This is a genomic window from Microbacter margulisiae (assembly GCF_014192515.1).
In the GTDB taxonomy this organism is placed as follows: Bacteria; Bacteroidota; Bacteroidia; order Bacteroidales; family Paludibacteraceae; genus Microbacter; species Microbacter margulisiae.
Genome location: NZ_JACHYB010000001.1, coordinates 1,026,894 through 1,050,996, shown reverse-complemented (window position 1 = coordinate 1,050,996; position 24,103 = coordinate 1,026,894). Strand labels below are relative to the sequence as shown.

The window sequence follows — 24,103 nt, the reverse complement described above, 5'->3', positions numbered from 1 at the left end:
GTTGTGTTATATTATTTGTTGAAAAAAGTATTGCCTGTATAAAAATTCAAGTCTTCGCATGCATTGACGAGGTTAAACTTCAGTGCGTTATATTCGATGGCATTTTCCTTGTATGAATCGTAAAAGTCAAGGAAATCCAGCAATGAAATATTCCGCTTTTGGTAGTTCTGTAAAATGCCTGTCAATAACTGGCTGAAATTTTGATCAAATGTCTTGTCCCGTTGCTCAATGAGTTGATATTCTCCAATTGCTTTTTGCAGGGCGTTGTATATTTCCGCCTGAACGCTTAGCCTCATGTCATCATAGGAAAGCTGATTATATCCGATTAAAGCTTTCGCGGATTTAATATTTCCCTGATTCCGGTCGAGAAATGGAAGATCCATGCTGATGCCCACCGTTGTCAGATTGTGAATGTAACTGCCTTGCTGGTCATATCCGAATTGCAACGTGATATCGGGCACTGCCATGGCTTTTTGCAAATCATAATTCTGGTTACTGAGTACAACATTCAGCTTTGCGATTTTCAGATCGGGACGCGAGGCATAAGCCGAATCAATCAGCACGGAAGCCGAATATTGAAACGGATTTAACCGGATAATCCCTCTCTTATTGACTGTCGGGAGAATAATCACATTGTTCTTCAGTTGCAACATCACCTGCAATTCGCTTTGAAGATCAAGAAACTGATTGTGCAGATCATTATATTCATTTTCAAGACTGTATAGCTGAGCCTGAATACGGATTGCCTCCTTTTCAGATACATATCCCCTGCGTTTTTGTTCGTTAAATGCCTGTGATAACTTTTGCAGGGCATTGATCTCCGTAGTATAAACCTGTGCCGACTCCATCAAATAGTGTAAATTAAAAAAGTCTACCCTTAGTGTGTGGTTGAGCGTTCGCAGCAAATCATAGAACTGGTATTTTGCCAGTGCTGTGTTGGTTTCTGCTATTCGGATTTGCTTATTGTGCTTGTTAGCCAACAAAATGATCTGGGATATTCCGCCGGAGAGTTCGCCGGTACTCCCAAAAGGGAAAAACTGTTTTGTGTCTGTTTCGTATATGGGCGTATTGATGTTGATCGTAGGATTGGGAAACATTTTTGCCTGCAACACTAAAGCCTGGTGAGCAGAAATATTATAGTGTTGTGCCAGCAGCAAAAGGTTTTTATGCAGGAATATCGTTTCGATGCTGTCAAGCGTCAAATGGATTGTATCTGCCTGCATGATGGGTTGTGATATGGTTTGTGCCTGCCCTTTTATCGCAAAAGAGAGGAGCAAAACAATCACGATTGTTTTTATCTTGGATTGCATATGTCTTTTGAATTAAGAAATTTATGATTGATGCCGCCCTGACTTTCAATGTGTGGAGAAAAGAGAGGACTATAACTTTATGGCATACTCAAAATGGCACACCTTGTCCCTGCCAAACAAAAGCGCTTTGTTGGCAAAAACATGATAACAGGAAATGATAAAAGGATGATTTGATTGCCGGGCAATCAAACCGTGAAGAATTGGGGAGGTTTCGGGATAACCGTTTTGTAGTATTCCAGAATGAAGAATTCATTGCCCGGAACGACATACTGTTTAATAAGGTCTATGATTCCCAGGTCTGCGATTTTAATTTCATTCCAATGGGTATCCCAGTCGAAGTGCATGTTGCTTTGCAGAATTTTTGCCATGCTGTTCCCATTGGATTTGTCATGAAATGTGTTTTTGGGGAATCCCAATATATTTTCTACCACAAACTCAATCATGGAGTCAATATAATCAGGATCGTCCACATTGGCTTCTTTTTGATAGGATATATAAAAAGAAGCGGAACTAAAACTGAGATTAATTACCTGAAAGACTAAAAGCAGAATAATTAACCGCGTAGTGATATGCAAATTACTGTTGGGCATGGTTTTATGCTCTTCAACGCATACTTATAAAATTATCCGGGGCAAAGGTACTGGAAATTTTCTTTATGTTTTTTCTGAAAATCACTGCAATCTTGTTGTTTTCAATCACTAAAAAGCTGAAAATGAAGATGGAAGAAGGGGAAGAAAATCCCATGAATGTCAACCGTAATAATCAAAACTTTATGGTTTCTTTCTTTTTTGGCTGCTATCTGCTAAATAGTGCATTTTTATTCCTTCGAAACTTCCTTTATCTCTATTAATTTCAGTTGGTTGCCTGTAATGTCCGGTATTTGATTTTCGATCTTGGTTATTTTTCTGTGCAAATGTAATGGCAAATAATCGAAACACAAAGAAGAAAAAGATAAATATTCGAAACGTACCATCAGATGTATAATTTGATGAAACGGAATTTGAGGCAATGCTAGCTCTGCTTCGTATTGCACATCAGGCAATAGATCCGTTTCCTGTTGCCTTTTGACTCCCTCACGTCCACTGTGAGGCTAATTTTCCATTTTGCAAGGTGATTTTCGCCAATGTAACCTTACATAGTGACAATGTAAGCTTGCAAAGTGACAATGTAAGCTTGCAAAGTAACAATGTAACCTTACATAGTAATAATGTAAGCCTGCAAAGTGACAATGTAAGCTTGCATAGTGATAATGTAAGCTTGCAAAGTGATAATGTAACCTTACATAGTAACAATGTAACCTTACATAGTAACAATGTAAGCCTGCAAAGTGACAATGTAACCTTACATAGTGATAATGTAAGCTTGCAAAGTAACAATGTAAGCTTGTTTTCTCCAGAATTGAGGTTGCATAGCCTGCAAAGCAGGTAAAAATGTTGTAGAAAAGAAAAGCCTTCACTTGGAGTGAAGGCGTTACTATCGGAAATATAATTAATGTTATACTGGGATTATCAGAATGCCTCATAATAAGGCTCTTTATGCCGTATTGAAGATTTTTATCAGAACTGAGTGCTTTATTATCGTGACTTATTTCCCTTTGTTTTTCTTCGCCGAAAGGAAACGGATCGGCATTTTGATGGGTTTGGATTTTATTTCGTCAGGGTTGTGGGGATTCACTCTGTCGCCATGCGATGGAGGTTCGGAAATGACCAGAAACTTCAGATCCGAATTGGTGTTATTTATGATCCGGTGTTTGATTCCGGGGTTGATCAGGACTCCTTCTCCGTCTTCGAGATTATACATCATTCCGTCGATCTCAAAAGTGGCAACTCCGCTCAGGATATAAAAGAACTGGTGCGACTTCCGGTGATAATGAAGCGTTTCCTTTGTTGCGGGAGGCATGCATTCCCGGATAATCGCTATATTTTCGGAATTTAAATAATACCATCCGCTACAACGGTCTCCCCATGTATAATGTTCCGCATTGTAAGTGCTTATGATTTCAACTGATTCATGTTTCATAATAATGTACGGCTAATGTTATGGGTGAAATATCCCTGTTTCTGTATAAAGGCGTTGCATGCAACATCACTACAGACTGTAAGTATCGTAATCTACAGTCAGTTCTTCGCCTGCGCGGATATCTCTCAGGGTAATGAAATTATAATCTTCATCGCAATACACGTTGGGGGTTTGGGAATGGTTGAGGTACCAGGATATTTTCAGGTTAGAAAAGTTATCCGGACATCCGTACAGGGTTTCTCCATCCTTTTCTTTGACTACGCAAAAATCTTCATATAGTTTCCGTATGGCCTCGGGAAGTTGCTCCAGTTTGAGTTCTTCCTCTTTCAGCCATACCATTTCCGACTCGACTTCACTAAACAGATCGGTCTCCCCGGGAATATCAACAATGGCAAAAACCCCGATTCCATGTATCTCTGAGCGTTGTAACCGGGTATATACCCCTTTATGCGGCAGTTCCATAGTATTGTTATTTGGTATATTACAGAATATAGGGTGCAAATATACCATTTTCTGTGTTATGTGCTTATTTCTGCAGAAACATTGCTTTAAACGGAAGATATATGCTGTGGCAATCGGGTATGATATATACACCCGTGGAATGAGTGCTTTTTGCCCTGAACATTGCAAATATTCTTTTGTCTTTTCTGAAACATTCTATTGAATAGACTCAACTTAGGAATCAATAGAAGATGGATGAAGATATCAGAGCTAACGCTCCTACCTGATTATTGGTTGTCATTATCCTGCGAAGAGGGCAAAGCTATGTTCCTTCAATCTGCCGGGGATTTTTTCACTGATGGTTATAATTGAATTAAAATGTAAGCTCCTGTAGGTCAATGATGATATTTCTGTTCTCTTACAAAATGGGCCGTTAGTCCTGTGACCTTTATCATTGGTTTTCCTGTTTTATTTGGTTCTGGTAGTATCATTCTCGTCTGTCGGCCAACAATCTCGCATAGGTTCCTTTACTACTTTGTAGTTTTTGGATTTTTGCATGGGAACCATTATATATTCATTGGGAATCGTTGAACCGTCATCATCCGATAATGTAAATGACCATCGGGCAATCCTTTTGGACAGATCAAGAAACTGCACTTTCACCATAGTTGTCCGCGGCTTTTCAAAAACTGTATATAGGATAGTAAGATCCAATTCATTGACTGAAATATGTTTTGAAGCCAGAATTTTAAATACTTCATTTTCCTGTCCATAATGCATGATCATTTCATGGTTTCCTTTATCAATCACTATCTGACTGATTTCAGCATCACAAGGTTCATAGAGAACATATTTTCCGTTTTGTTTTGTTATGCTGATCCAATGAGATTCGATGTTCAAATTATTTTCTTGCGCTGACAGCAAGATAGGATTAAAAAACAGCAACAGAATGATTAATTTTCTCATAAGACTATAAGGTTATTTGTTATTATTATGCAGGACTAAGACTAACTATTGCGCTGAATATATGGATTTTTAACTACAAATGCGTTGTGTTTGTTTATCATTTATCCCACAAAACAGAACAGGAATAAAGCAGTAACCGTATCTTTTATTTTATTTCTGCTTTTGCCCAATTCTCCATGTCAGTTGGCGTTTTTTTCCCGGATAATTTGAAGTATCGATTAGCTTGCCGGATAAATATAGCTTTGTTTCCAAGTGCATAATTGGATAAGGCAGAATAAAAGTAAGCATACGCGTGATTACCAGGTACCTTATTGAATGCAGTCTTGATGATTTGCCTATATTGCTTGTTGTCTAAAAGGAGTCTGAAGTAGTTGACATAAATCAATTCAAACATTTTATCCGTTGGATTTATTGCATGATAACCATTTTCAAAAATTTGGGTGGCAATCGTTGTGTTTCCAATCATTCTATAGGTGTTCCCAAGATTCAATATAACAGAGGGGAATGTTGGATATAACTTATATACAATGGTAAAGTAATAAATAGCACCATTTGGATTGTTATATTGCTTTAGCTGGACAACGCCAAGATTTAGCACTTCAAAAGGATTAATTTCTGCAGCTTTGATGAAGTCTTCCCTGGATTCGTCATATTTTTTAATCTGATATAAAGCAGAGGCTAAATTGATGTATGCCTTTTCATTGGTTGAGTCCCTGTCAATTGAAACTTTGGCATATTGAACTGCATCATTGTATTTGTGTTCCTCAAACATTAATGCAGATAAATCCGAATAAGGCTCTCCATAATTCTTGCCTTTTTCGCCTGCTAATAAATAATATTTTTCGGCGTCATTAAAATTATTTTCATCTTGAAATACTAATCCAAGGTAATACAAACAAGGGGCATAATCCGGCGCAGACTTCTCAATGCGTTTTAATATTGTTTCTGCGCCATGTAAATCCTTTTTTTCATACAATACCTTAGCCATGTAAAATCCGGATGTGTCAATTTGAGCATATGCTGTAACGGAGCATAGCAGGAATGTAAATATTAACAGTTTCTTCATGTTATCTATCTTGATTTATAGTCAATGGTTTACTCTTGTTGGAGAATTCAGAGCAAATATCTATCAAAAAAGACTTTGCCTAATGTGAACCACAACCTTGCATAACCTAAGAACTCCAATGTTTTATACTATTTGTTGCATTGGTTTATTGGATCACGTCATATTTGAAATCAACTAATCCATATATACAATTGACACTACCCTGGAGAATATTTCCACCCTCCAGGCAGTACATGCCATTATAGAAGGTTCCAGAACAATAAAAAAGAGATTCTATTTTAATACCTTTGATAGTTAATGGAATACTAATATAATGCGGGAATTGGGCCTGATATACGGAAAGGTTATTGCTATTAAAATAGGCAATCAGGTATTTGGTGCTTGCTGATAAAATTAAGGCTTGGCTTATATTTTTGTATTGAAACTCGCTTGGGTTATTTATCGTAATGCTGTCAAGAAGCATGTAGTTACTGTCTACAAAATCATTTAATACTCCACTTGTTACAATAATTTTATAAGTTCCTTTTTCGGGTATTTTGGCTCCTATAGCAGTTATTTTTATGTCTTTGGATGGAATGAAATAATAGCCCCTATATATTCCAAAATTAGTTGTAGATGGAGAAACATTGGGCTCGCTTATTGGAGAAACAATGATTTGAGAATTATTGGTTAAATATTCTCCAAAAAATCCCGGACTTGAAATTGATTCTATGTCATCTTTTTTGCACGAAGCAATCATCAAAATAGCTATTAGGTAAAGTATTTTTTTTTATCATACCGGTTAACTAGCCTTATATGTATACATAAATGGCTTTTCTGCTTTATTGTGCAAATATATTTTTTATTTTTCAAAATATTGCTTTGGCAAATAGACAGACAACAAAATAAGGAATTTATTTGGAGAGTTTGAATTCACCGGATGAGTGGAAGATAAAATAAGGTCATTCAGCTTTCGCACGTTTCAATTAACCCGGTTAAGTTAGATTAAAGCCTTATTTTAGAAGGAACTGAACCTTAGTAGCAATCGGTCATATTAAAATCAGGCAAACCTTATTCCCTTATTACATGAAATGAGCCGTGAACCAAGGACCAAGAGCCAGCAACAGGTCCAAAGTCTAAAGGCAATCTGTTATGAGAATGGAGATTGTTCCTATTGTTTTTCACTTGAAGAAAAAAAGCAGTTTATCTCTGAAAGTATTGATATTCCTTTGTTTCGCATCATTTTGTGTTGCCTTATTTTTCGACATAAGGTTACTGCAGTTGGATGCCTTTCCCAAAATCTTATACTGTTTGTTTATTGTATATCAGCCAGTGCATTTTATCTGCACAAATTGAATCAGATAAGCAAAGAACAGAGAAACAGCGTTATCCTGTTTTAGGCTGGATGTTCATTCCGGCATTTCCCGCAGGAGCACTCTTTGCCTTCTATTTTTTCAAATGCTTCTTTTCCTTCAGAAACAGAAAAATAGATAAGACCTGCCACTCCCAACAGATCAGCATAAGCAAAACGGGTAAGCGCATAAATTAAACTGGAAGCAAGCAGTACTACTGACATATAAACACAAATCCTTGTGCAATTGGCATCAGCAATAATAGGTTCGGAATGTAGTTTTTTCCCGATGCTCTTTTTTGCATAGGTAAGCCATATCATTGTCAGGATGGAAACAGAGGAAATGATTATTCCCCAAATCGTTGTCTGAGGCTTATGCCGGGTAACAAGATCCGATATGATGCCTGCCAGTAATCCGGCTGAAAGTAAATAGAATGACACACCTGTAATCCTCAAGGCTGTTGTCTCGAATTTGCTTTTGACATTTCCTGCATTGCGTCGGATGCGGACGATCATCACAGCAATACCGATGCCCGACATTACTTCAATAAAACTATCTATGCCGAAACCAAACAGTGCCAGTGTACCGTCATGGTACCCAAAAAACATGGAAACAACTCCTTCGAAAATATTATAAACAATAGTAAACAAGCTTAGCTGATAAGCCCTGGTATATAACTTTTGTTCTGATGTAATCATTAGATTGAATATTGAGTAAAAAAACTAAGAGTCTAAAATGTAAAGACAAACAGTCTAAAGACAGGAATCTGTTGGTAACGCATCACTGCGTTGTTTCAGCTTTCAAAGGTAACAAGAAGCTTTTTGGGGTACAATACTTAAAAACAGTGATTTTGATACATAATAATCATTATAATTGAGGATACATGGTAAAATGAGATGCAACTTAACAATTACGGGATGAAAAACTGCTTTCTACCGTAATGATACGGTTAAAAGATAATTTCTCCTGTTTGGTTTGCTTCTTACATTTATTAAATCAAAGATCGTCCAGCAGAAAGCAAGAAAATATGGAGCACGCTACATTGTTACAAAAATAATAAGATTGTAGTCACGCAAGAAAATAGCTGATAGTGTAACGGATTATTTCCATTGACTCTTTGTACATTTGCCATGGATTCATGTGTTTCTATCCGAATCCCAGTAATCAAAAGATAACCATCAGTTTATTTGAATATGAAAAAGATCTTATTATTTGGTTTATTATTCTCGTGCATTTTTGGACTGAATGCCCAAACGGCAAAAGAAGAAATTTATGCGAATGTGCAACGTTCCGGTGGTAATTATTATGCTTATCCCGGACCGGAAAATGCAAAACAAACTCCTCCTCCGGCTGGATACAAACCTTTTTATATCAGTACCTATGCCCGTCATGGTTCACGTTTCCTGATTGATGAAGGAGATTATACCAAACCGTTGGCAATATTGCAGAAGGCTGATCAGGCTGGAAAACTTACTCCGCTTGGTAAAGAAGTAATGGCTGTGGTAGATAGCATGGCGCGAATGTCCCGTGGACGTCTTGGAGAATTAACTCCCCTGGGTGCTATACAGCATGAAGGTATAGCCAGGAGGATGTTTAATAATTTTCCACAAGTGTTCAGTGGGCATGCCTATGTAGATGCCCGTTCCACGGTTGTGATACGTTGCATTCTCTCCATGATGGATGAATGCCTGCAACTGAAAGGGATGAATCCGGAAATAAACATAAAGAATGATGCCAGCATGCACGACATGTATTATATGAATTATGATGATAAAACATTGGACAAGCTGCGTGAATTGCCGGAAGTCAAGGCCGCATACCTGAAGTTTAGAAATGAACACACACATCCTGAACGTCTGATGAAAACTCTTTTTACGGATGAAAATTATGTAAAAGAAAATGTCAATCCCGATATCCTAATGAAAGAGTTGTTCAATCTTGCTGCGAATATGCAGAGTCACAAATACCAAACTAACATGGATTTATACCACATATTTACGAAACAGGAATGTTACGATTTATGGCAGGTTGACAATTTCAGGTGGTATATTGATTTCGGTCCTTCGCCGTTAACTGAAGGAAAAATGCCTTATGTGGAAGCCAATTTACTGAACAATATTCTTAATACTGCAGATACCTGCATCTTAAAAAAAGGGAACGGTGCAACCTTACGGTTTGGTCATGATGTTTGTATTGTTCCTTTGGAGTCATTGATGGAACTTGGTAATTGTGCGAAGGAAATCAGCAATCCCGATCAATTGGCCAATGAGTGGCGTACCTATAAAGTCGTTGCAATGGGTAGTAATATCCAGTTGGTTTTCTTTCGTAAACAGGGAAGTAAGGATGTTCTGGTCAAAGCGTTGCTCAACGAGCATGAAATGAGTTTGCCTGTGAAATCAGATCTCGCACCTTATTATCATTGGAAAGATGTGGAGGCTTATTACCGACACAAGCTTGCAAATTTCAGAAATAGTAAAATGTAATTCCATATCATTACCACGCTAACTAAAAAAACCATCCCGTCCTGACAGTAGATATCTATTCAGGACGGGATTTTTATTTTACTATTTCCGGACATTGCTGTCCCATTAAAGTCTAAGGAAGCTCTTTGAAATATTTGAAATTTAGTTAGTTACTGGGGTTTTTCGATTAAACGGATTTCAATTTGCACTTTTGCAATACTTAAACAGATTTGCAAATGCATAAGGAAAAATACGTTTTCGCTTAGTTAGCCTCTTTCTTGGATCGGAATAAGTTCAACTACATTGTTCACAAGTTCGATGGCGACAAATACGTGAAGCATTTCACGTGCTGGAATCAATTACTTGCTCTGATGTTCGGACAACTGTCCAACCGAGAAAGTCTGAGAGATTTGATTGTCGCACTTGATGCTCATCACTCCAAATCTTATCATTTGGGTTTTAGCAAAAATGTTTCAAAATCATCTCTGGCAAGAGCCAATCAAGACAGAGATTATCACATTTTTGAAGAGTATGCTTACTACCTGATAATACAAGCCAGAGAGAAACGAGTTTCTGATATCTTCCAACTTGGTGGTAATGTCTACGCTTTCGATTCAACAACGATTGACTTGTGCCTTTCCGTATTCTGGTGGGCGAAGTTTCGCAAGAAAAAAGGCGGAATCAAAGTGCATACATTGTATGATGTAGAAACACAGGTTCCGGCTTTCTTTCATATTACCGAGGCGTCGGTACACGACTCTAAAGCGATGAAAGAAATTCCTTATGAACCAGGATCTTATTATATATTTGACAGAGCCTACAACAGCTTCAAAATGCTGTATAAGATTCATCAGATAGAAGCTTTCTTTGTTGTTAGAGCCAAGAAGAACCTGCAATACAAATCCCTCAAATGGAAACGCAGGTTACCTGAAAATGTGCTTTCAGATGTGATGATTGAATTGACCGGATTTTATCCAAGTCAATACTATCCAAGAACTCTTCGTTTGGTCAGATATTGGGATCAAGAACAAGAACGTGAGTTTGTCTTCTTAACCAATGCAGTGCATATTTCGGCACTTCAAGTTGCCGAACTTTACAAGAACCGCTGGCAAGTCGAGCTGTTCTTCAAATGGTTGAAACAACATCTGAAAATAAAGAAATTCTGGGGTACAACTGAGAACGCAGTTCGGATTCAAATCTACGTGGCTATATGTACTTACTGTCTGGTGGCAATTGTCCAAAAAGACATACAACTTGATAGAAGTACCTATGAGGTCTTGCAGATCCTGAGTATATCTTTAACCGATAAAACTCATCTTCGGGACCTCTTCGAGAGAACTAAATTTCAAAATGACAAAGATCGTTTTAGGCTTAATGAGCCAAGTTTATTTGATTTTTAATTTCGCCCCAATTTTAATGGGACAATAATGATGCTAAAAAAAAGCCTGAAAATCATTGATTTTACAGACTTTTGTTATTTTCTGATATTCAATTTGCGGAGAGAACGAGATTCGAACTCGTGAAACCCTTTAGGAGTTTACACGCTTTCCAGGCGTGCCTCTTCAACCACTCGAGCATCTCTCCCTTGAATTAGGCGTGCAAAGTTAAGAAAAATTGGTTGATTACAAATATGATTTTCAGAAAAACTCAAATGGCACGAATATTTTGACTTGGGTGAATTCTTGCGTTGAGGGATCTCCTGTTTATAAACTGAATAGACTTAAAGCATTACGGGACGTAATTTCTTCAACTTCCTCTGTCGTGGTATGGTATATTTCGCTTATTGTTTTGGCAATGAATGTAAGATAGCTACTTTCATTTCGTTTCCCGCGATAGGGAACTGGCGTAAGGTACGGGGCATCTGTCTCAAGTACCAGCCGATTCAGCGGCACTTGCGTTAATGTATCAGCCAGATGAGAATTTTTGAATGTAACCACACCATTGATGCCCAGAAAGAAATTGTCTAATGCCAGTATACGGTTGGCTTCTTCTTCGCTTCCGCCAAAACTATGGAAAATACCGGATAATCCTGTGTGATGATATTTTTCAACTGATGAGATTGCTTCTTCAAAAGCATTGCGTTGATGAATAATGACCGGCAGTTGGTAATCGATTGCCCATTGAAGTTGTTGTTCGAATGCCATAATTTGTTCATCCCGAAAAGTTTTATCCCAATAGAGATCAATGCCCACTTCTCCGATTGCACAATAATACCGGCGATCGAGTTCACTTTTGACCCATTTAAGTTCGGCGCGGTAATTAGCATTGACACTGGTGGGATGCAATCCGATAGCTGCATGAAAATAAGCCTGATCCATTACTTCGAGATTCCACATGGGCTCCAGTGTTTCTTTGTCGACATTGGGAAGAATAATATGCCGGATATCAGTCGCTTTGGCGCGGGCTATAACATCCAACCTGTCATCATCAAACTCGGGAAGGTATATGTGAGAATGGGTATCAATAAGCATGTGTTCGGCTTGTCAATAATTTGTAATGCAAAAATGCCAATGAGCTAAATAGTCTTTGGGTTATTGACAAATTAATTCATTGGCATGTATATAAGTAAGTTGTGGTTTATTCCCATTCAATTGTTGCAGGCGGCTTGGAGCTGATGTCATACACAACTCGGTTGACGCCTCGCACTTTATTTATAATATCGTTGGATACTTTCGCCAGAAAATCATACGGAAGATGTACCCAATCTGCTGTCATTCCATCGGTGGAATGAACTGCACGCAATGCAACAGTATTTTCATACGTCCGTTCGTCTCCCATGACTCCGACTGATTTGACAGGCAATAGAATGGTTCCAGCTTGCCAGATGGAATCATATAAACCGCTTTCGATCAAGGAATCAATAAAAATAGCATCAGCATCCTGCAAAATTCGAACCCGTTCGGAGGTCACTTCTCCCAGAATGCGAACGCCCAATCCAGGGCCAGGGAAAGGATGACGTCCCAATAGTTTTTGCGAAATGCCTAATGCCGACCCTACACGACGAACTTCGTCCTTGAAGAGCAACCGCAATGGTTCTACCACTTTCAGATGCATTTCTTTGGGAAGTCCACCCACATTATGATGCGATTTAATGGTGGCAGAAGGGCCGTTGACTGATACTGATTCAATAACGTCAGGATAAATGGTACCCTGTCCTAACCATTGCACATCCGTCAATTTCTTTGCTTCTGCATTGAAGACTTCAATGAAATCCCGTCCAATGATCTTCCGCTTCTTTTCAGGGTCGGAAATACCCTTCAGATCATTCAGAAAACGATCGGAAGCATCCACTCCAATAACATTGAGTTGCATGTGCTTATATTGTTCCAATACATTCTCAAATTCATTTTTGCGAAGCAACCCATTATTGACAAAAATGCAGGTTAAGTTACTACCGATGGCATGATGCATTAAAACGCCTGCTACGGTAGAATCTACACCTCCGGAAAGGCCCAATACAACTTTATCATTTCCAAGTTTTGCTTTTAGCTCATTAATGGTTGTTGTAATGAATGATTCTGGTGTCCAATTTTGTTGGCACTGGCAAATATTGACGACAAAGTTTTTTAGAAGCTGAGAGCCCTCGGTTGTATGGTAAACTTCAGGATGAAACTGGATACCGTATGTTGGTTCATTTTTTATCTTGAAAGCCGCATTTTTTACGGTGTCTGTTGACGCAATACACTCAAAATGATCTGGAAGCAAGGTTATTGTATCCCCGTGCGACATCCAGACCTGTGTTCGTTCACTGATTCCTTCAAATAAAGGGGATTGGGAGAATCCAACATTTAACATGGCACGTCCATACTCGCGGGTTTCTGAAGCCTCCACTTTCCCTTTTTGGCTGTAGCATAAATATTGCGCTCCGTAACAAATACCAAGTACCGGTACATGGCCTTCTATTTTTTCTAAATCCGGGATTAATGCATCCGGTTGATGGACGGAATATGGACTTCCGGAGAGGATTACACCTTTTACCGTTTGGTCAATCGCCGGGAAATGATTGTAAGGGTGGATTTCACAATACACATTCATTTCACGAATGCGCCGACCAATTAATTGGGTATATTGAGACCCGAAATCAAGAATAAGAATTTTGTCAGTCATGCTGCTATGAAGGATTTTGCTGCAAAGATACGTTTTTTTGCTAACTTTGCAGCGAGTTTGGCTGTCCTTTTAGATGCAATGAGGTTAGTCCTTGTTGATTCGTATTTAGTGTTTTGTCGAACTATTAGATTTATTTTAATTTTGAAAGTATGGGAAATAACTTATTATCCGGTAAGCGCGGAATTATTTTTGGAGCTTTAAATGACATGTCAATTGCATGGAAAGTTGCAGAGCGTGCAGTTGAAGAAGGGGCGATAATCACTTTGTCTAACACAGCTTTAGCTGTTCGGATGGGAACTGTAGCTGAATTAGGAAAGAACTTGAATGCAGAGATCATTCCTGCTGATGCAACCAAAGTTGAAGATTTGGAAATGGTATTTGCCCAGTCGCAGGATATTTTAGGTGGAAAAATCGATTTTGTATTACATTCGATCGGCATGTCGCCTAATGTACGTAAAAAACGTGCTTATGATGATTTGGACTATAATCTGTTGCAAAGTACCCTTGATATTTCAGCTATCTCTTTTCACAAGATGATGCAGGTTGCAAAAAAGATGGATGCAATCAACGAATGGGGGTCTATTGTTGCTCTTTCTTATGTTGCAGCTCAACGCACTTTGTTTGGATATAACGATATGGCAGATGCCAAAGCTATGTTGGAATCAATAGCGCGTAGTTTTGGTTACATTTATGGTCGTGAAAAGAATGTGCGCGTGAATACAATCTCGCAGTCACCAACTCTTACAACTGCTGGTAGCGGCATCAAAGGTTTTGATGGCCTGATGGATTTTGCAGATCGAATGGCTCCTCTTGGAAATGCTACGGCTGATGAATGTGCAAATTATTGTATCGTCATGTTCTCAGATTTGACCCGTAAGGTAACCATGCAAAACTTGTATCATGATGGTGGTTTTGCTTCTATGGGGATGAGCTTAAAAGCCATGAATCAATATAATAAGAGCTTTGAAAACGAGTTCAAAGACGAAAACGGACATATTATTTACGGATAAACAATCCATTTAACTCAATTTTTCATGTCATCTTTAGCAAAAAAGTCCATTTTGACCGTTTTTTTCGTTCTGGTGGCTGATCAAAGTTTGAAATTTTTCATCAAGTTACATTATCCTCTGGGGTATGATCATCCTATTTTTAGCTGGTTTCACATCTATTTTATAGAAAATAACGGGATGGCTTTTGGCATGGAACTTTTTGGTAAATTATTTTTGAGCCTTTTCCGTATTGCTGCGAGCGTATTTTTGATCTATTATATTGTTAAAATCATTAAACGTAATTATCCTGCAGGTTATGTAATTGCGATCTCACTCATTTTAGCAGGTGCAATAGGGAATTTGCTTGATAGTATGTTTTATGGAGTGCTTTTTTCTGATAGTGCAGCTGGCATTGCCCAGTTATTGCCAATAGGAGGCGGATATGCACCTTTGTTTTATGGAAGGGTAGTGGATATGTTATATTTCCCGTTAATTCATGGACAGCTTCCTTCGTGGGTGCCATTCTGGGGTGGGGAAGATTTTATCTTTTTCCGTCCTATTTTTAATCTGGCTGATAGTGCTGTCACAGTTGGCGTTTTTATTATTCTGCTCTTTTATCGTCGATATTTGTCAGACACAACGGAGACAAGTAATAATGAGACTAAAATGAAAGAATGAAGCGATTAATGTTTTTTTTAGGGTTGGCTGCGTTGTTGCTAAGTTGCAGCGAGCAACCGAGAGGTATATTGTCAGAGCAAAAAATGGCAAACATCATTTATGATGTTACATTAGCCAGTAATTGCATGATGACAAGAGGTTATATGCCTCACAATGACAGCCTTAAAAAAAAGAATTTTGAATATGTGCTTCAGAAATATCATGTTTCACCAGCGGAATTTGATTCGTCAGCAGTATGGTATTCACAACATACAGTGAAATATGAACATGTTTATACACTTGTGATTACGAAATTCCAGGTGCTGCAAAAGGATTTAAATGCTGAAAAATTTAAAGATAAAGAGGTTGTGCGTACCAAGATTGATACAATAAATTTGTGGTCTATGCCCCGCGATTTTCATATCAAACCTTCTAAAGTGCCTCTACTCAAGAACCAGTCCCGGAATAAAATTCCTTTTCGAATAGAAGGAAGCCAATTGAATTTAGGTGATAAATTATTAATGACTTTCTTGTTGAATGTTTCTTCTGCTGACAAGGCAACGAAGCAACGCATGTGGATTAAAGTTCATTATTTCCCAGATAAAACCGATAGTTTGGTGTCTTATATTAAAAATGACGGGAAATGGCGGAAATATTCACTCATCTTTCCTTTGTCATCTACACAAAAAGTAAAATATGTGGAAGGGGCAATTTTGGATTGTACTTTAGCCAAAGGCAAACAACATGCTGACGTGGATAGCATCCGATTCGTCCATATCTCATATCCTACACCTAAAATAATACCTAAAAAAATTGTCAAACACAAACCATGGTATTGGCCATTTTGATACATAACTAATTAGACTTAAATTCAAAACATGAGTACATCACTTTATCCGTTAAAATTTAAACCCATTCTTATGTCTCGAATTTGGGGTGGACAGCGGCTTAGAGAATTAGGGAAACCTGTTGCAGGCAACGAATGTATCGGAGAAAGCTGGGAATTATCTGGAGTTGAAGGAAATGAATCGGTGATCTCAGAAGGGTTCTTAGCTGATAATAGTTTATCTGAAGTCATTGAAGTCTATATGGATGAAATGGTAGGTAAGAAAGTGTTTGATCAATTTGGTACTCAATTTCCTTTGCTTATTAAGTTTATCGATGCGAATGATGATCTTTCCATTCAGGTGCATCCAGATGATGCTTTAGCTCAGGAACGTCATAATTCTTTTGGTAAAACGGAGATGTGGTATGTACTTGATGGTAAGCCTGATGCAGAACTAATTTCCGGTTTTATGCCGAATATGGATAAAGCTATATATCTGAACCATTTACAAAATGGGACACTGGATAGCATTATGGAACATTTCCCGGTAGCAAAGGGGGATGTCTTTTTTATTCCTGCGGGTCGCGTCCATGCTATTGGGAAAGGATGCTTTATTGCTGAGATTCAGCAAACGTCAGATATTACTTATCGTCTTTTTGATTATAATCGAAAGGACGATCAAGGGCATCAACGGGAATTGCATACTGAATTGGCATTAGATGCAATTGATTTTCAATATATTTCTGATGCTAAACAACATCCGGCTGTTACACCAGATGTACCTTGCGAGCTTGCTTCATGCAATTATTTTACGACTAATCTGGTGAAATTGACTCATGCATTATCACGGGATTATTATTTATTGGATTCTTTCGTGATTTATCTCTGTATCGAAGGTTCTTTTGTAATTGAATATTCCGGTGGCAAGACAACTGTTATGAAAGGTGAAACTGTTTTACTGCCGGCTTTGTTATCAGAGGTTACATTGCATCCTATGCCTCAGGCAGAATTATTAGAAATTTATATACAGTAATCTCAAATGCCTGTTACCCTTGCTCCACGTAATAGAACGCTTCTTGTGACAGAAGAAGAGAGGTCGCTATTAAAAGAGCTGTTAATCGACTTTTCTGAATCTATTCCTGTTGTTGCTTTGAACCAAATTGACAATAGGATTATATGCGGTGATACTATAGCTGTTTTGCCAAAATTACCACAGGCCTTTGCTGATCTGATTATTGTTGATCCCCCGTATAATCTTACGAGAAAGTTTGGCGACCAGGTTTTTGCGAAAACTTCGTTTGCTGATTATGTGTCCTATCTTCAACGCTGGTTTTCTTCATTAGTTGCTTGTCTAAAGCCGAATGGCTCAATTTATGTCTGTGGTGACTGGCAATCAAGTTCTGCTATCCAGATGGTAATGGGTGAGTATGTTACATTACTGAATCGCATTACCTGGCAAAGAGAAAAGGGTCGGGGAGCTGCAAATAACTGGAAAAACGGAATGGAAGATATCTGGTTTGGGGTGAAAGATCCAAAACATTATTACTTTAATGTTGATGTGGTTAAAATGAAACGTAAAGTGATTGCTCCCTATCGAAAGGATGGTAAACCCAAAGACTGGATTGAAACGGATGATGGTAATTTTCGGATTACACATCCATCTAATTTCTGGGATGATATTACGATTCCTTATTGGTCAATGCGTGAGAATACAGAGCATCCTACTCAAAAGCCTGAAAAACTGATAGCAAAGTTAATTTTGGCTAGTTCACAAGAAGGAGATGTAGTGTTCGATCCTTTTCTTGGTTCGGGAACGACAGCTGTGGTAGCAAAAAAATTGAATCGTCATTTTTGTGGCGTTGAAATGGATGAAACCTATTGTTGTGTGGCACAAAAGCGCTTGCAAATAGCTGATTATGAAACTTCCATACAGGGTTACGAGGATGGCGTGTTTTGGGAGCGTAATACGCTATCATCCCATTCTAAGAAACGAAAATAGTTGCTACAACTTATCATGTTGGTTGAACGAGATTAGCTCTTTCAATTGACTAAAATGCTTTTTGCGGTATAAATGATATGCCAATACTAAACTTCGATTAAGAATTCCTGACGGTTTGGTAATAATTTTATTTTTTTGATTTTCAATTCTTTGGTTGGCGTATAAATTGCGCATTGATTTGAAATCATGCCTTGCTTTCCAAACATGATAGGCATGACCACGCTGAAATGTAAGCACCATTTGTAACGCTGCGACATAATCAAAAAAGAAGCGGAAGAAATAAATAGGGAGAAGCTCCTCATCAGTCAGATTTTTATATAGCATCAACCAGTTATTTCGAAAATTCAGATATGTTTTTCTCACATTTTTTGCATCCAGACTTCCTCCACCAACGTGATAAATAGCACTTTGAGGGATACATACGATTTGATATCCTCTGTTTTTTAACCGCCAGCAAAGGTCAATTTCTTCCATGTGTGCAAAAAAGGTATCGTCAAAACCACCCATTTGAGCAAATAAGACTGAACGAATTACCAGACAAGCACCGCTTGCCCAGAAAACGTCGGCAATGGTATCATATTGACCAAGATCTTCTTCCAATGTTGTAAACATCCGTCCTCTACAAAATGGATATCCATATTTATCGATATATCCTCCACAGGCACCTGCATGTTCAAATCGGGATGGTTCTGCATATGAAAGAATTTTAGGCTGGCAGGCTGCTACATTAGGATGTTCGTCCATGTAGTTTATCAATGGCAATATCCAGTTTTCTGTAACCTGTACATCAGAATTGAGTAAGATGAAATATTCGGCATCAATTTGTGTCAAGGCATGATTGTATCCACCTGCAAATCCATAATTTTTATCCAGCAAAATAAGACGAATTGCAGGATAGCTATGTTTTAAAAATTCAATGGAATTATCTGTTGATCCATTGTCTGCTATAATAACTTCGTAATCATTGTTATATAATGAATTTGTAAGCACAGAAGGCAAAAATTGTTCTAACAATTTTTGCCCATTATAATTTAGGATGACAATGCTTACTTTCATTGATAGTCGTTTTGATTATGCAGTTTTCTCTTGATTTCGCTTATGTTTCCACCGTTTGTGTGTCCATAGGTATAAGGATGGATTAGCCATAATAGTTTTTTCTACATTACGAATAAATTGCTCACTCAGTGCTTCTTCCGTCCATACAGATGCATCTTCTGCCAGTATTGACAGTGTACTGGTGTAATAGCCACGTTTTACCTGCTGCATGTCAATATAATAAATTGAAAAATGCATTTGTTTGGCTATATGCGACATGCCGGTAATGACTGCTGTGTCCTGATGTAAAAAAGTTGTCCAATAATCGAGTTTATTGCGTGATGGCGATTGATCGGAGACCATTGCTACAATGAATGGATTATTTTGTTGTTTTAATCGGATAATCTCGCGTAATGTGTTGTTTTTTTTTATATTATATATGTTGAACCGATCGCGGATGCCCAGAAAGAATTGGTCAAAGTGAATATTACTTAAAGGTTGATATACAACTGCCATTGTTGTTCCTGCATGTAACTTTCGTTGTAAAACATTGAGCCAATCCCAGTTGGCATAGTGTCCCATCACAAGAATGACATTACGCCCCTGATTCAGCTGCTCATAAAAGAGTTCAATATTGGGCAATGTCATGCGTTTATCCAATTCTTTTTGTGATATATGCATAAGCTTGATTAATTCTACCCCGTAGTCACAAAAATGATGATAAAACTGTTTTTGAAGTTTTTGTAATTCTTGTTTGTTTTTGTCTGGAAACGAGTTTTGTAAGTTTGTTTGTACTACTCTGACCCGATATCGAACTATATAATGTACTAATGGATATAGGACAAAATCTGAAATAAAGTATAACAAAGATAATGGAGCCCAGGATAAAATCCAAACGATAACGTAGAACAACGAAAACCCTATAATATGCACTGTTTTTTTCATTTCACAAGTTTCAATACGCTTATTTTGAAGGAATTATATATCCTATACTATAAGTAAATCCCCATCCTGAACCATTTACAATACCAAAGCCAGGAACATACCAGGGTGAGAATGTCTTTTTTGTTATCGATAACCCTGTTTTGAGCCGGGCTGTCCATCCTAAAGTGATATTTTTGATTACGTTTACCTGTACTCCTGCAACGAATTCTCCCCAGGTAGCTGAAGCGTTGTTATTATCGCTTGATATCGCCTGTGTCGTTTTCCAGTAATTATCTGTGATTGTTATGTTGTTAATGTTATAATTAAAAGAAGAATGTCCTAGACGTAACCCGGCATAAAAAATTGATTTTACAGGTTTGATGATATTTTTATTATTGAGGATACTTATATTAAACCCAATTCGGTTAAATATTGCTTTGGTCGTAAATTGGGCACCATCTCCGTCAGTATGGTTTATATTAGCATAGCCAAATTCCCACACAGGAAACCAGGTGTTACGTATATTTACATTTAGCGATGCTTCGGACGAAAAAATATCTGGTGTGAAAAATTTACCGGAAATGGGAGAAGCAAGATCCAGTTGAACACTCCAAGCTCGAAAAAAAGGCTGCTTTACTTCTGATTTCTTCTCTGTTTTATCTTGTTTGGATTGCTCTTTTTGGCCAAAACATGGTTGAATCAGAAAGAAAGCTATCAATAGGCTAATAGAAGATTTGAATATTTTCTGTGGCTTGACTGGTAACATTTTTCTGAACGATTTGAACCGATTTTATTCGATGTGTAGTTGTTTTCACTGAATCCAACTGAAAATTTATTTCACATCCACATTCAAGAGAAATATATTGTTGAATGTTGGTATGATAGCAGGTCAGGGTGTCGTATACGCTATTACTACGAATAACAAACTGGGTAATGTTTTTGTTTTCCTGCAAAGGTAAGCTTAGCTGCGATACTGATGCTGTGTTATCGTACAATACGGAGTCATTTCTAACGCCTGCAACCCAAACACTATCCAATGTCATTGTTTTAACGGTATCATTTTGTATAGTATCCAAATTTGCTGTCATTACCACATAAAGATTTTGATGGCAACCTCCGGCATTGGAACAATTGATTAGCAACAAGGAAAGAATTATTCCGGTAAAAACCAAAAGTAATTTAGATTTCATGGTAGTTGGCTAGCGATATTCAACCAATTCACTTAATGGTTTACGCACTTTTTCATCTAAATCTTCTTCTTTTTCATCAGAATATCCGATTGGAATGAGTGCCAGTGGCTCTATATTTTTAGGCAATGACAAAATGATTTTACATTGTTTGGCGTCGAAGTTACTAATCCAACATGTTCCCAGCCCTTGTTCCGTGGCAGCTAGCATTAAGTGCGTTGTTGCAATCGCTACATCTATGTCACAATAATCTTTTTCGTCACTTGATCGTTTCCATGAGCGGTTATGATCTCCACAAGCTACGATGCACAATGGAGCTGTTTCAAACCAATTGCGTGGATAGCAAGGCTGAATTTCTTGGAGTTTTTTACCTTGTAAGACAATAAATTTCAGTGGTTGAAAATTGACGGCTGTTGGAGCTATCTGCATAGCTTGCAATATATAATCCAATTTTTCCTGTTCAACAAGCTTTTGTTGAAATTTTCGTACCGAGGTACGCTTGGAGGCTAATTCTAAAAAGTTCATATTGTTCTTGTTAATAGTTTGCGTTTAATTTTTACTTTGTATTATCCAAAGCGTTCGTTCATCTCTTTTTTTAATAAATCGATAGCTATCTGAACTGGTGTTTCGTCAACTGCATGATATGTATCAAGAATCAAACTCGCTAATTGTATTCCGCTATCTTGCGGTGTAAGTTGAGCTGCACATGTATTCACAAGTTGTACCATGCTTTCTTTGGCATGTTGAACCATAATCCAAACATCATTGCCTACATAAAGTTGTTGAGAAAGATTATGTTCGTTTTCCTTTCGAATAGTTTCTAATAAGCTGGTATGTAGTTGATTTGCATTTAGTTGGTTACAAGGGATTCTGGTGACTAATTGGTCGGGAACTATACGCTCCAGAAAGAGCGTTAATCGTTCGTAAGCTTGTAAGCGTACTGGGGTTAACGATGACGAATAAACACGTAATAACTCTGTGCGACGTCGTTCTGCTTCACCTTTTAAGAGCTGCTTTTGAGTGAAATAAATTGCAATCAATACAAATAAGGCTGGAAGCGTATATTGTAATATGTTTAATGCAATTTCCATTATGGATAAGTAATTAGCGTTATGATTTTATATTTCCTTTTCGATATTATATCTGTTTCTTTCAACCGAATTTCTTGAAATTAATTCGCCAACAAATCCTGATAAAAACAATTGTGTCCCAACAATCATCATCGTGAGTGACAAATAAAAATAAGGAGTCGAAGTTACTAATGGAGCTCTTGTGTGAGTGATTAAAGCATGCCATTTCATAATTCCTACGACAAGTACAGCAATAAATCCCAGTAAAAACATAACGCTACCCCAAAAGCCAAAAAAATGCATGGGTCTTTTCCCGAAACGAGCTAGAAACCAAAGAGAAAATAAATCCAAATAGCCATTTATAAAACGATTGAGTCCAAACTTGGATTTTCCGAAGCGACGAGCCTGATGTGTCACTACTTTTTCTCCGATTTTTGTAAATCCAGCAACTTTAGCTAAGTAGGGAATATACCGATGCATTTCACCATATACTTCGATATTTTTAACTACTTCATTGCGGTAAGCTTTTAGGCCGCAATTCATATCGTGTAGTTTTAGTCCGGTAACTTTTCTTGCTGTTGCATTGTATATTTTTGATGGTAGATTTTTGCTAAAAGTGCCATCATGTCGTTTTTTCTTCCAGCCAGATACCAAATCATATCCCTGATGACCAATCATATCATACAATCCGGGAATTTCTTCAGGACTATCTTGCAAATCAGCATCCATTGTGATAACCACATTTCCCTGAGCTTTTGCAAATCCAGAAAAAAGAGCCGGAGATTTCCCGTAATTTCGACGAAACTTAATGCCTTTTACGACGTTAGGTGCCTTTTGATGCAGTTCTTCTATTACGTTCCAGGAATGATCTGTACTTCCGTCATTGATAAAAATGATTTCGTAACTATAATGATTTTTTTCCATGACTGTCGTGATCCAGAAAAATAATTCTGGAAGAGATTCTTCTTCATTGAACAGTGGTATGATGATGGAAATATCCATAGGTAAAGCTCTGAAAATTATTGATATGGATTCGCTTTTCGTTTGACAAATGCTGCTATAATAAGCGAAAGGATTGCCCCGCTAATTAAAGTATACATGATAAAGTCGGTTAACACATATAAATTCGGATGTGTCATGATTTTTTCCATGATATCAAGATTCTGATGTGGCATAGACAAGTTCATCTTATCCATCATTTGCGTGGTTTGCTGCAATATGTCAGGCAAATATGTTGTGTTGATGAATTGAAAATAAACGAATTGTATAACTTCCAGGATCATTCCTCCGAAAAATATAATCCAAAAACTAAGTGACCACCCCTCATGAAAAGATATAAATCCCCCTAATTGTTCATCGCGATATTTTTTTACGATTAAATAAATGAAGAATGGAATAGCCAGCCACATAATCATTGCAAAGAAACTTAGAAACGCACTTTGGGTCATGGCCAAAAAGAATTTTGCACCTAGAATGAGGCCAAGATAAAGGCCATATTGCATGGCATGTTTAATAATATCTGCTCGCATTTGGCTTTATTTTAATGATAATTTTGTTTTTGAAAGTTCGGATTTTGAATATTACGTTTATACTTTTGTGTTTAATCACTTCGCGAAGATGAAGACTGAGTATTGTTATAAAAATAAAAAATCCCTGCTTTTTAGTGTACAAAAGTAGGGATTTTTTTTTGCAATATGAAACGTATCTTCTGGAT

At 37.6% G+C, this 24,103-nt stretch carries 25 protein-coding genes and 1 tRNA gene; 7 read left to right on the top strand and 19 right to left on the bottom strand.

Going from position 1 to position 24,103, the window contains the following annotated elements:
* Window positions 1-11: 11 nt before the first annotated feature.
* From FHX64_RS04355 to FHX64_RS04320, 8 genes are all read right to left on the bottom strand, one after another.
* Window positions 12-1,310 (bottom strand): TolC family protein, encoded by a 1,299-nt coding sequence (locus FHX64_RS04355; RefSeq protein WP_183412596.1) that lies wholly within the window; start codon window positions 1,308-1,310, stop codon window positions 12-14.
* 185 nt (window positions 1,311-1,495) lie between these two features.
* Window positions 1,496-1,900, bottom strand: a complete 405-nt coding sequence (locus FHX64_RS04350; protein WP_183412595.1) for a hypothetical protein — start codon at window positions 1,898-1,900, stop codon at window positions 1,496-1,498.
* A gap of 994 nt (window positions 1,901-2,894) precedes the next feature.
* Entirely contained in the window at window positions 2,895-3,329 is a 435-nt protein-coding gene (locus FHX64_RS04345; RefSeq protein ID WP_183412279.1) for a cupin domain-containing protein, read from the bottom strand.
* Window positions 3,330-3,398: 69 nt separating this feature from the next.
* The gene (locus tag FHX64_RS04340) at window positions 3,399-3,791 is read right to left on the bottom strand and encodes an SET domain-containing protein-lysine N-methyltransferase (RefSeq protein ID WP_183412594.1); all 393 of its coding nucleotides are present in this window, start codon (window positions 3,789-3,791) and stop codon (window positions 3,399-3,401) included.
* Between the two features lie 447 nt (window positions 3,792-4,238).
* On the bottom strand, window positions 4,239-4,736 hold the full coding sequence (locus FHX64_RS04335) for a hypothetical protein (RefSeq protein WP_183412593.1): 498 nt from the start codon (window positions 4,734-4,736) through the stop codon (window positions 4,239-4,241).
* Window positions 4,737-4,881: 145 nt separating this feature from the next.
* Window positions 4,882-5,802 carry a tetratricopeptide repeat protein gene (locus tag FHX64_RS04330; protein ID WP_183412592.1) on the bottom strand — a complete coding sequence of 307 codons (921 nt, stop codon included), beginning with the start codon at window positions 5,800-5,802 and terminating at the stop codon, window positions 4,882-4,884.
* A 145-nt stretch (window positions 5,803-5,947) separates the two neighbouring features.
* Window positions 5,948-6,541, bottom strand: a complete 594-nt coding sequence (locus tag FHX64_RS04325) for a hypothetical protein (protein WP_183412591.1) — start codon at window positions 6,539-6,541, stop codon at window positions 5,948-5,950.
* A 636-nt stretch (window positions 6,542-7,177) separates the two neighbouring features.
* On the bottom strand, window positions 7,178-7,831 hold the full coding sequence (locus FHX64_RS04320; protein ID WP_183412590.1) for a cation efflux transmembrane domain-containing protein: 654 nt from the start codon (window positions 7,829-7,831) through the stop codon (window positions 7,178-7,180).
* Between the two features lie 495 nt (window positions 7,832-8,326).
* Here FHX64_RS04320 and FHX64_RS04315 point away from each other — a divergent pair, with 495 nt between their 5' ends.
* Window positions 8,327-9,616, top strand: a complete 1,290-nt coding sequence (locus tag FHX64_RS04315; protein ID WP_183412589.1) for a histidine-type phosphatase — start codon at window positions 8,327-8,329, stop codon at window positions 9,614-9,616.
* Window positions 9,617-9,873: 257 nt separating this feature from the next.
* On the top strand, window positions 9,874-10,995 hold the full coding sequence (locus FHX64_RS04310; RefSeq protein WP_246392296.1) for an IS4 family transposase: 1,122 nt from the start codon (window positions 9,874-9,876) through the stop codon (window positions 10,993-10,995).
* Between the two features lie 96 nt (window positions 10,996-11,091).
* Here the strand turns inward: FHX64_RS04310 and FHX64_RS04305 are convergent.
* The 3 genes from FHX64_RS04305 to guaA form a co-directional block, all read right to left on the bottom strand.
* A tRNA-Ser gene (locus FHX64_RS04305) sits at window positions 11,092-11,179 on the bottom strand.
* A 119-nt stretch (window positions 11,180-11,298) separates the two neighbouring features.
* Window positions 11,299-12,066: a TatD family hydrolase gene (locus FHX64_RS04300; RefSeq protein WP_183412588.1), complete on the bottom strand. Its 768-nt coding sequence runs from the start codon at window positions 12,064-12,066 to the stop codon at window positions 11,299-11,301.
* A gap of 106 nt (window positions 12,067-12,172) precedes the next feature.
* Entirely contained in the window at window positions 12,173-13,702 is a 1,530-nt protein-coding gene (gene guaA / locus FHX64_RS04295) for a glutamine-hydrolyzing GMP synthase (RefSeq protein ID WP_183412587.1), read from the bottom strand.
* Between the two features lie 149 nt (window positions 13,703-13,851).
* On the opposite strand from guaA, the gene FHX64_RS04290 reads away from it, so the two are divergent.
* The 5 genes from FHX64_RS04290 (at window position 13,852) to FHX64_RS04270 (ending at window position 18,173) form a co-directional block, all read left to right on the top strand.
* Window positions 13,852-14,712, top strand: a complete 861-nt coding sequence (locus tag FHX64_RS04290; RefSeq protein ID WP_183412586.1) for an enoyl-ACP reductase FabI — start codon at window positions 13,852-13,854, stop codon at window positions 14,710-14,712.
* A 24-nt stretch (window positions 14,713-14,736) separates the two neighbouring features.
* Entirely contained in the window at window positions 14,737-15,369 is a 633-nt protein-coding gene (locus FHX64_RS04285; RefSeq protein ID WP_183412585.1) for a lipoprotein signal peptidase, read from the top strand.
* On the top strand, window positions 15,366-16,196 hold the full coding sequence (locus tag FHX64_RS04280; RefSeq protein ID WP_183412584.1) for a DUF4296 domain-containing protein: 831 nt from the start codon (window positions 15,366-15,368) through the stop codon (window positions 16,194-16,196). Before FHX64_RS04285 ends, FHX64_RS04280 begins: the two co-directional genes overlap by 4 nt.
* 72 nt (window positions 16,197-16,268) lie before the next feature.
* Window positions 16,269-17,207, top strand: coding sequence for a type I phosphomannose isomerase catalytic subunit (locus FHX64_RS04275; protein WP_246392294.1), 939 nt, complete (start codon window positions 16,269-16,271; stop codon window positions 17,205-17,207).
* Between the two features lie 6 nt (window positions 17,208-17,213).
* Window positions 17,214-18,173: a DNA-methyltransferase gene (locus FHX64_RS04270; RefSeq protein WP_183412582.1), complete on the top strand. Its 960-nt coding sequence runs from the start codon at window positions 17,214-17,216 to the stop codon at window positions 18,171-18,173.
* Window positions 18,174-18,176: 3 nt separating this feature from the next.
* Here the strand turns inward: FHX64_RS04270 and FHX64_RS04265 are convergent, their stop codons facing one another.
* From FHX64_RS04265 to FHX64_RS04230, 8 genes are read right to left on the bottom strand one after another with little or no spacing between them, the layout of a single operon-like run.
* Window positions 18,177-19,229, bottom strand: a complete 1,053-nt coding sequence (locus FHX64_RS04265) for a glycosyltransferase family 2 protein (protein WP_183412581.1) — start codon at window positions 19,227-19,229, stop codon at window positions 18,177-18,179.
* A 15-nt stretch (window positions 19,230-19,244) separates the two neighbouring features.
* Complete coding sequence (locus FHX64_RS04260; RefSeq protein ID WP_183412580.1) at window positions 19,245-20,153, bottom strand: lysophospholipid acyltransferase family protein; 909 nt, start codon at window positions 20,151-20,153, stop codon at window positions 19,245-19,247.
* A gap of 19 nt (window positions 20,154-20,172) precedes the next feature.
* A complete protein-coding gene (locus tag FHX64_RS04255; RefSeq protein WP_183412579.1) occupies window positions 20,173-20,898 on the bottom strand; it encodes a DUF6048 family protein in 726 nt (241 codons plus the stop codon).
* The gene (locus tag FHX64_RS04250; protein WP_183412578.1) at window positions 20,855-21,322 is read right to left on the bottom strand and encodes a DUF6452 family protein; all 468 of its coding nucleotides are present in this window, start codon (window positions 21,320-21,322) and stop codon (window positions 20,855-20,857) included. The genes FHX64_RS04255 and FHX64_RS04250 overlap by 44 nt, the downstream gene beginning before the upstream one ends.
* Window positions 21,323-21,331: 9 nt before the next feature.
* The gene (locus FHX64_RS04245; RefSeq protein WP_183412577.1) at window positions 21,332-21,844 is read right to left on the bottom strand and encodes a nitroreductase family protein; all 513 of its coding nucleotides are present in this window, start codon (window positions 21,842-21,844) and stop codon (window positions 21,332-21,334) included.
* Window positions 21,845-21,885: 41 nt separating this feature from the next.
* On the bottom strand, window positions 21,886-22,410 hold the full coding sequence (locus FHX64_RS04240) for a DUF7935 family protein (protein WP_183412576.1): 525 nt from the start codon (window positions 22,408-22,410) through the stop codon (window positions 21,886-21,888).
* A gap of 27 nt (window positions 22,411-22,437) precedes the next feature.
* On the bottom strand, window positions 22,438-23,391 hold the full coding sequence (locus FHX64_RS04235) for a glycosyltransferase family 2 protein (protein WP_183412575.1): 954 nt from the start codon (window positions 23,389-23,391) through the stop codon (window positions 22,438-22,440).
* Window positions 23,392-23,408: 17 nt separating this feature from the next.
* Window positions 23,409-23,918, bottom strand: coding sequence for a DUF4199 domain-containing protein (locus FHX64_RS04230; RefSeq protein WP_183412574.1), 510 nt, complete (start codon window positions 23,916-23,918; stop codon window positions 23,409-23,411).
* Between the last annotated feature and the right edge of the window lie 185 nt (window positions 23,919-24,103).

What these genes read in the sequence shown, in the direction of transcription:
- FHX64_RS04270 (WP_183412582.1), top strand. Translation starts at nt 17,214, where the DNA reads ATGCCTGTTACCCTTGCTCCACGTAATAGAACGCTTCTTGTGACAGAA.
- FHX64_RS04235 (WP_183412575.1), bottom strand. Translation starts at nt 23,391, where the DNA reads ATGGATATTTCCATCATCATACCACTGTTCAATGAAGAAGAATCTCTT.
- FHX64_RS04255 (WP_183412579.1), bottom strand. Translation starts at nt 20,898, where the DNA reads ATGTTACCAGTCAAGCCACAGAAAATATTCAAATCTTCTATTAGCCTA.
- FHX64_RS04340 (WP_183412594.1), bottom strand. Translation starts at nt 3,791, where the DNA reads ATGGAACTGCCGCATAAAGGGGTATATACCCGGTTACAACGCTCAGAG.
- FHX64_RS04345 (WP_183412279.1), bottom strand. Translation starts at nt 3,329, where the DNA reads ATGAAACATGAATCAGTTGAAATCATAAGCACTTACAATGCGGAACAT.
- FHX64_RS04275 (WP_246392294.1), top strand. Translation starts at nt 16,269, where the DNA reads ATGTCTCGAATTTGGGGTGGACAGCGGCTTAGAGAATTAGGGAAACCT.
- FHX64_RS04260 (WP_183412580.1), bottom strand. Translation starts at nt 20,153, where the DNA reads ATGAAAAAAACAGTGCATATTATAGGGTTTTCGTTGTTCTACGTTATC.
- FHX64_RS04245 (WP_183412577.1), bottom strand. Translation starts at nt 21,844, where the DNA reads ATGAACTTTTTAGAATTAGCCTCCAAGCGTACCTCGGTACGAAAATTT.
- FHX64_RS04315 (WP_183412589.1), top strand. Translation starts at nt 8,327, where the DNA reads ATGAAAAAGATCTTATTATTTGGTTTATTATTCTCGTGCATTTTTGGA.
- FHX64_RS04330 (WP_183412592.1), bottom strand. Translation starts at nt 5,802, where the DNA reads ATGAAGAAACTGTTAATATTTACATTCCTGCTATGCTCCGTTACAGCA.
- FHX64_RS04265 (WP_183412581.1), bottom strand. Translation starts at nt 19,229, where the DNA reads ATGAAAGTAAGCATTGTCATCCTAAATTATAATGGGCAAAAATTGTTA.
- FHX64_RS04300 (WP_183412588.1), bottom strand. Translation starts at nt 12,066, where the DNA reads ATGCTTATTGATACCCATTCTCACATATACCTTCCCGAGTTTGATGAT.
- FHX64_RS04230 (WP_183412574.1), bottom strand. Translation starts at nt 23,918, where the DNA reads ATGCGAGCAGATATTATTAAACATGCCATGCAATATGGCCTTTATCTT.
- FHX64_RS04285 (WP_183412585.1), top strand. Translation starts at nt 14,737, where the DNA reads ATGTCATCTTTAGCAAAAAAGTCCATTTTGACCGTTTTTTTCGTTCTG.
- FHX64_RS04320 (WP_183412590.1), bottom strand. Translation starts at nt 7,831, where the DNA reads ATGATTACATCAGAACAAAAGTTATATACCAGGGCTTATCAGCTAAGC.
- FHX64_RS04350 (WP_183412595.1), bottom strand. Translation starts at nt 1,900, where the DNA reads ATGCCCAACAGTAATTTGCATATCACTACGCGGTTAATTATTCTGCTT.
- FHX64_RS04240 (WP_183412576.1), bottom strand. Translation starts at nt 22,410, where the DNA reads ATGGAAATTGCATTAAACATATTACAATATACGCTTCCAGCCTTATTT.
- FHX64_RS04335 (WP_183412593.1), bottom strand. Translation starts at nt 4,736, where the DNA reads ATGAGAAAATTAATCATTCTGTTGCTGTTTTTTAATCCTATCTTGCTG.
- FHX64_RS04280 (WP_183412584.1), top strand. Translation starts at nt 15,366, where the DNA reads ATGAAGCGATTAATGTTTTTTTTAGGGTTGGCTGCGTTGTTGCTAAGT.
- FHX64_RS04325 (WP_183412591.1), bottom strand. Translation starts at nt 6,541, where the DNA reads ATGATTGCTTCGTGCAAAAAAGATGACATAGAATCAATTTCAAGTCCG.
- guaA (WP_183412587.1), bottom strand. Translation starts at nt 13,702, where the DNA reads ATGACTGACAAAATTCTTATTCTTGATTTCGGGTCTCAATATACCCAA.
- FHX64_RS04250 (WP_183412578.1), bottom strand. Translation starts at nt 21,322, where the DNA reads ATGAAATCTAAATTACTTTTGGTTTTTACCGGAATAATTCTTTCCTTG.
- FHX64_RS04290 (WP_183412586.1), top strand. Translation starts at nt 13,852, where the DNA reads ATGGGAAATAACTTATTATCCGGTAAGCGCGGAATTATTTTTGGAGCT.
- FHX64_RS04355 (WP_183412596.1), bottom strand. Translation starts at nt 1,310, where the DNA reads ATGCAATCCAAGATAAAAACAATCGTGATTGTTTTGCTCCTCTCTTTT.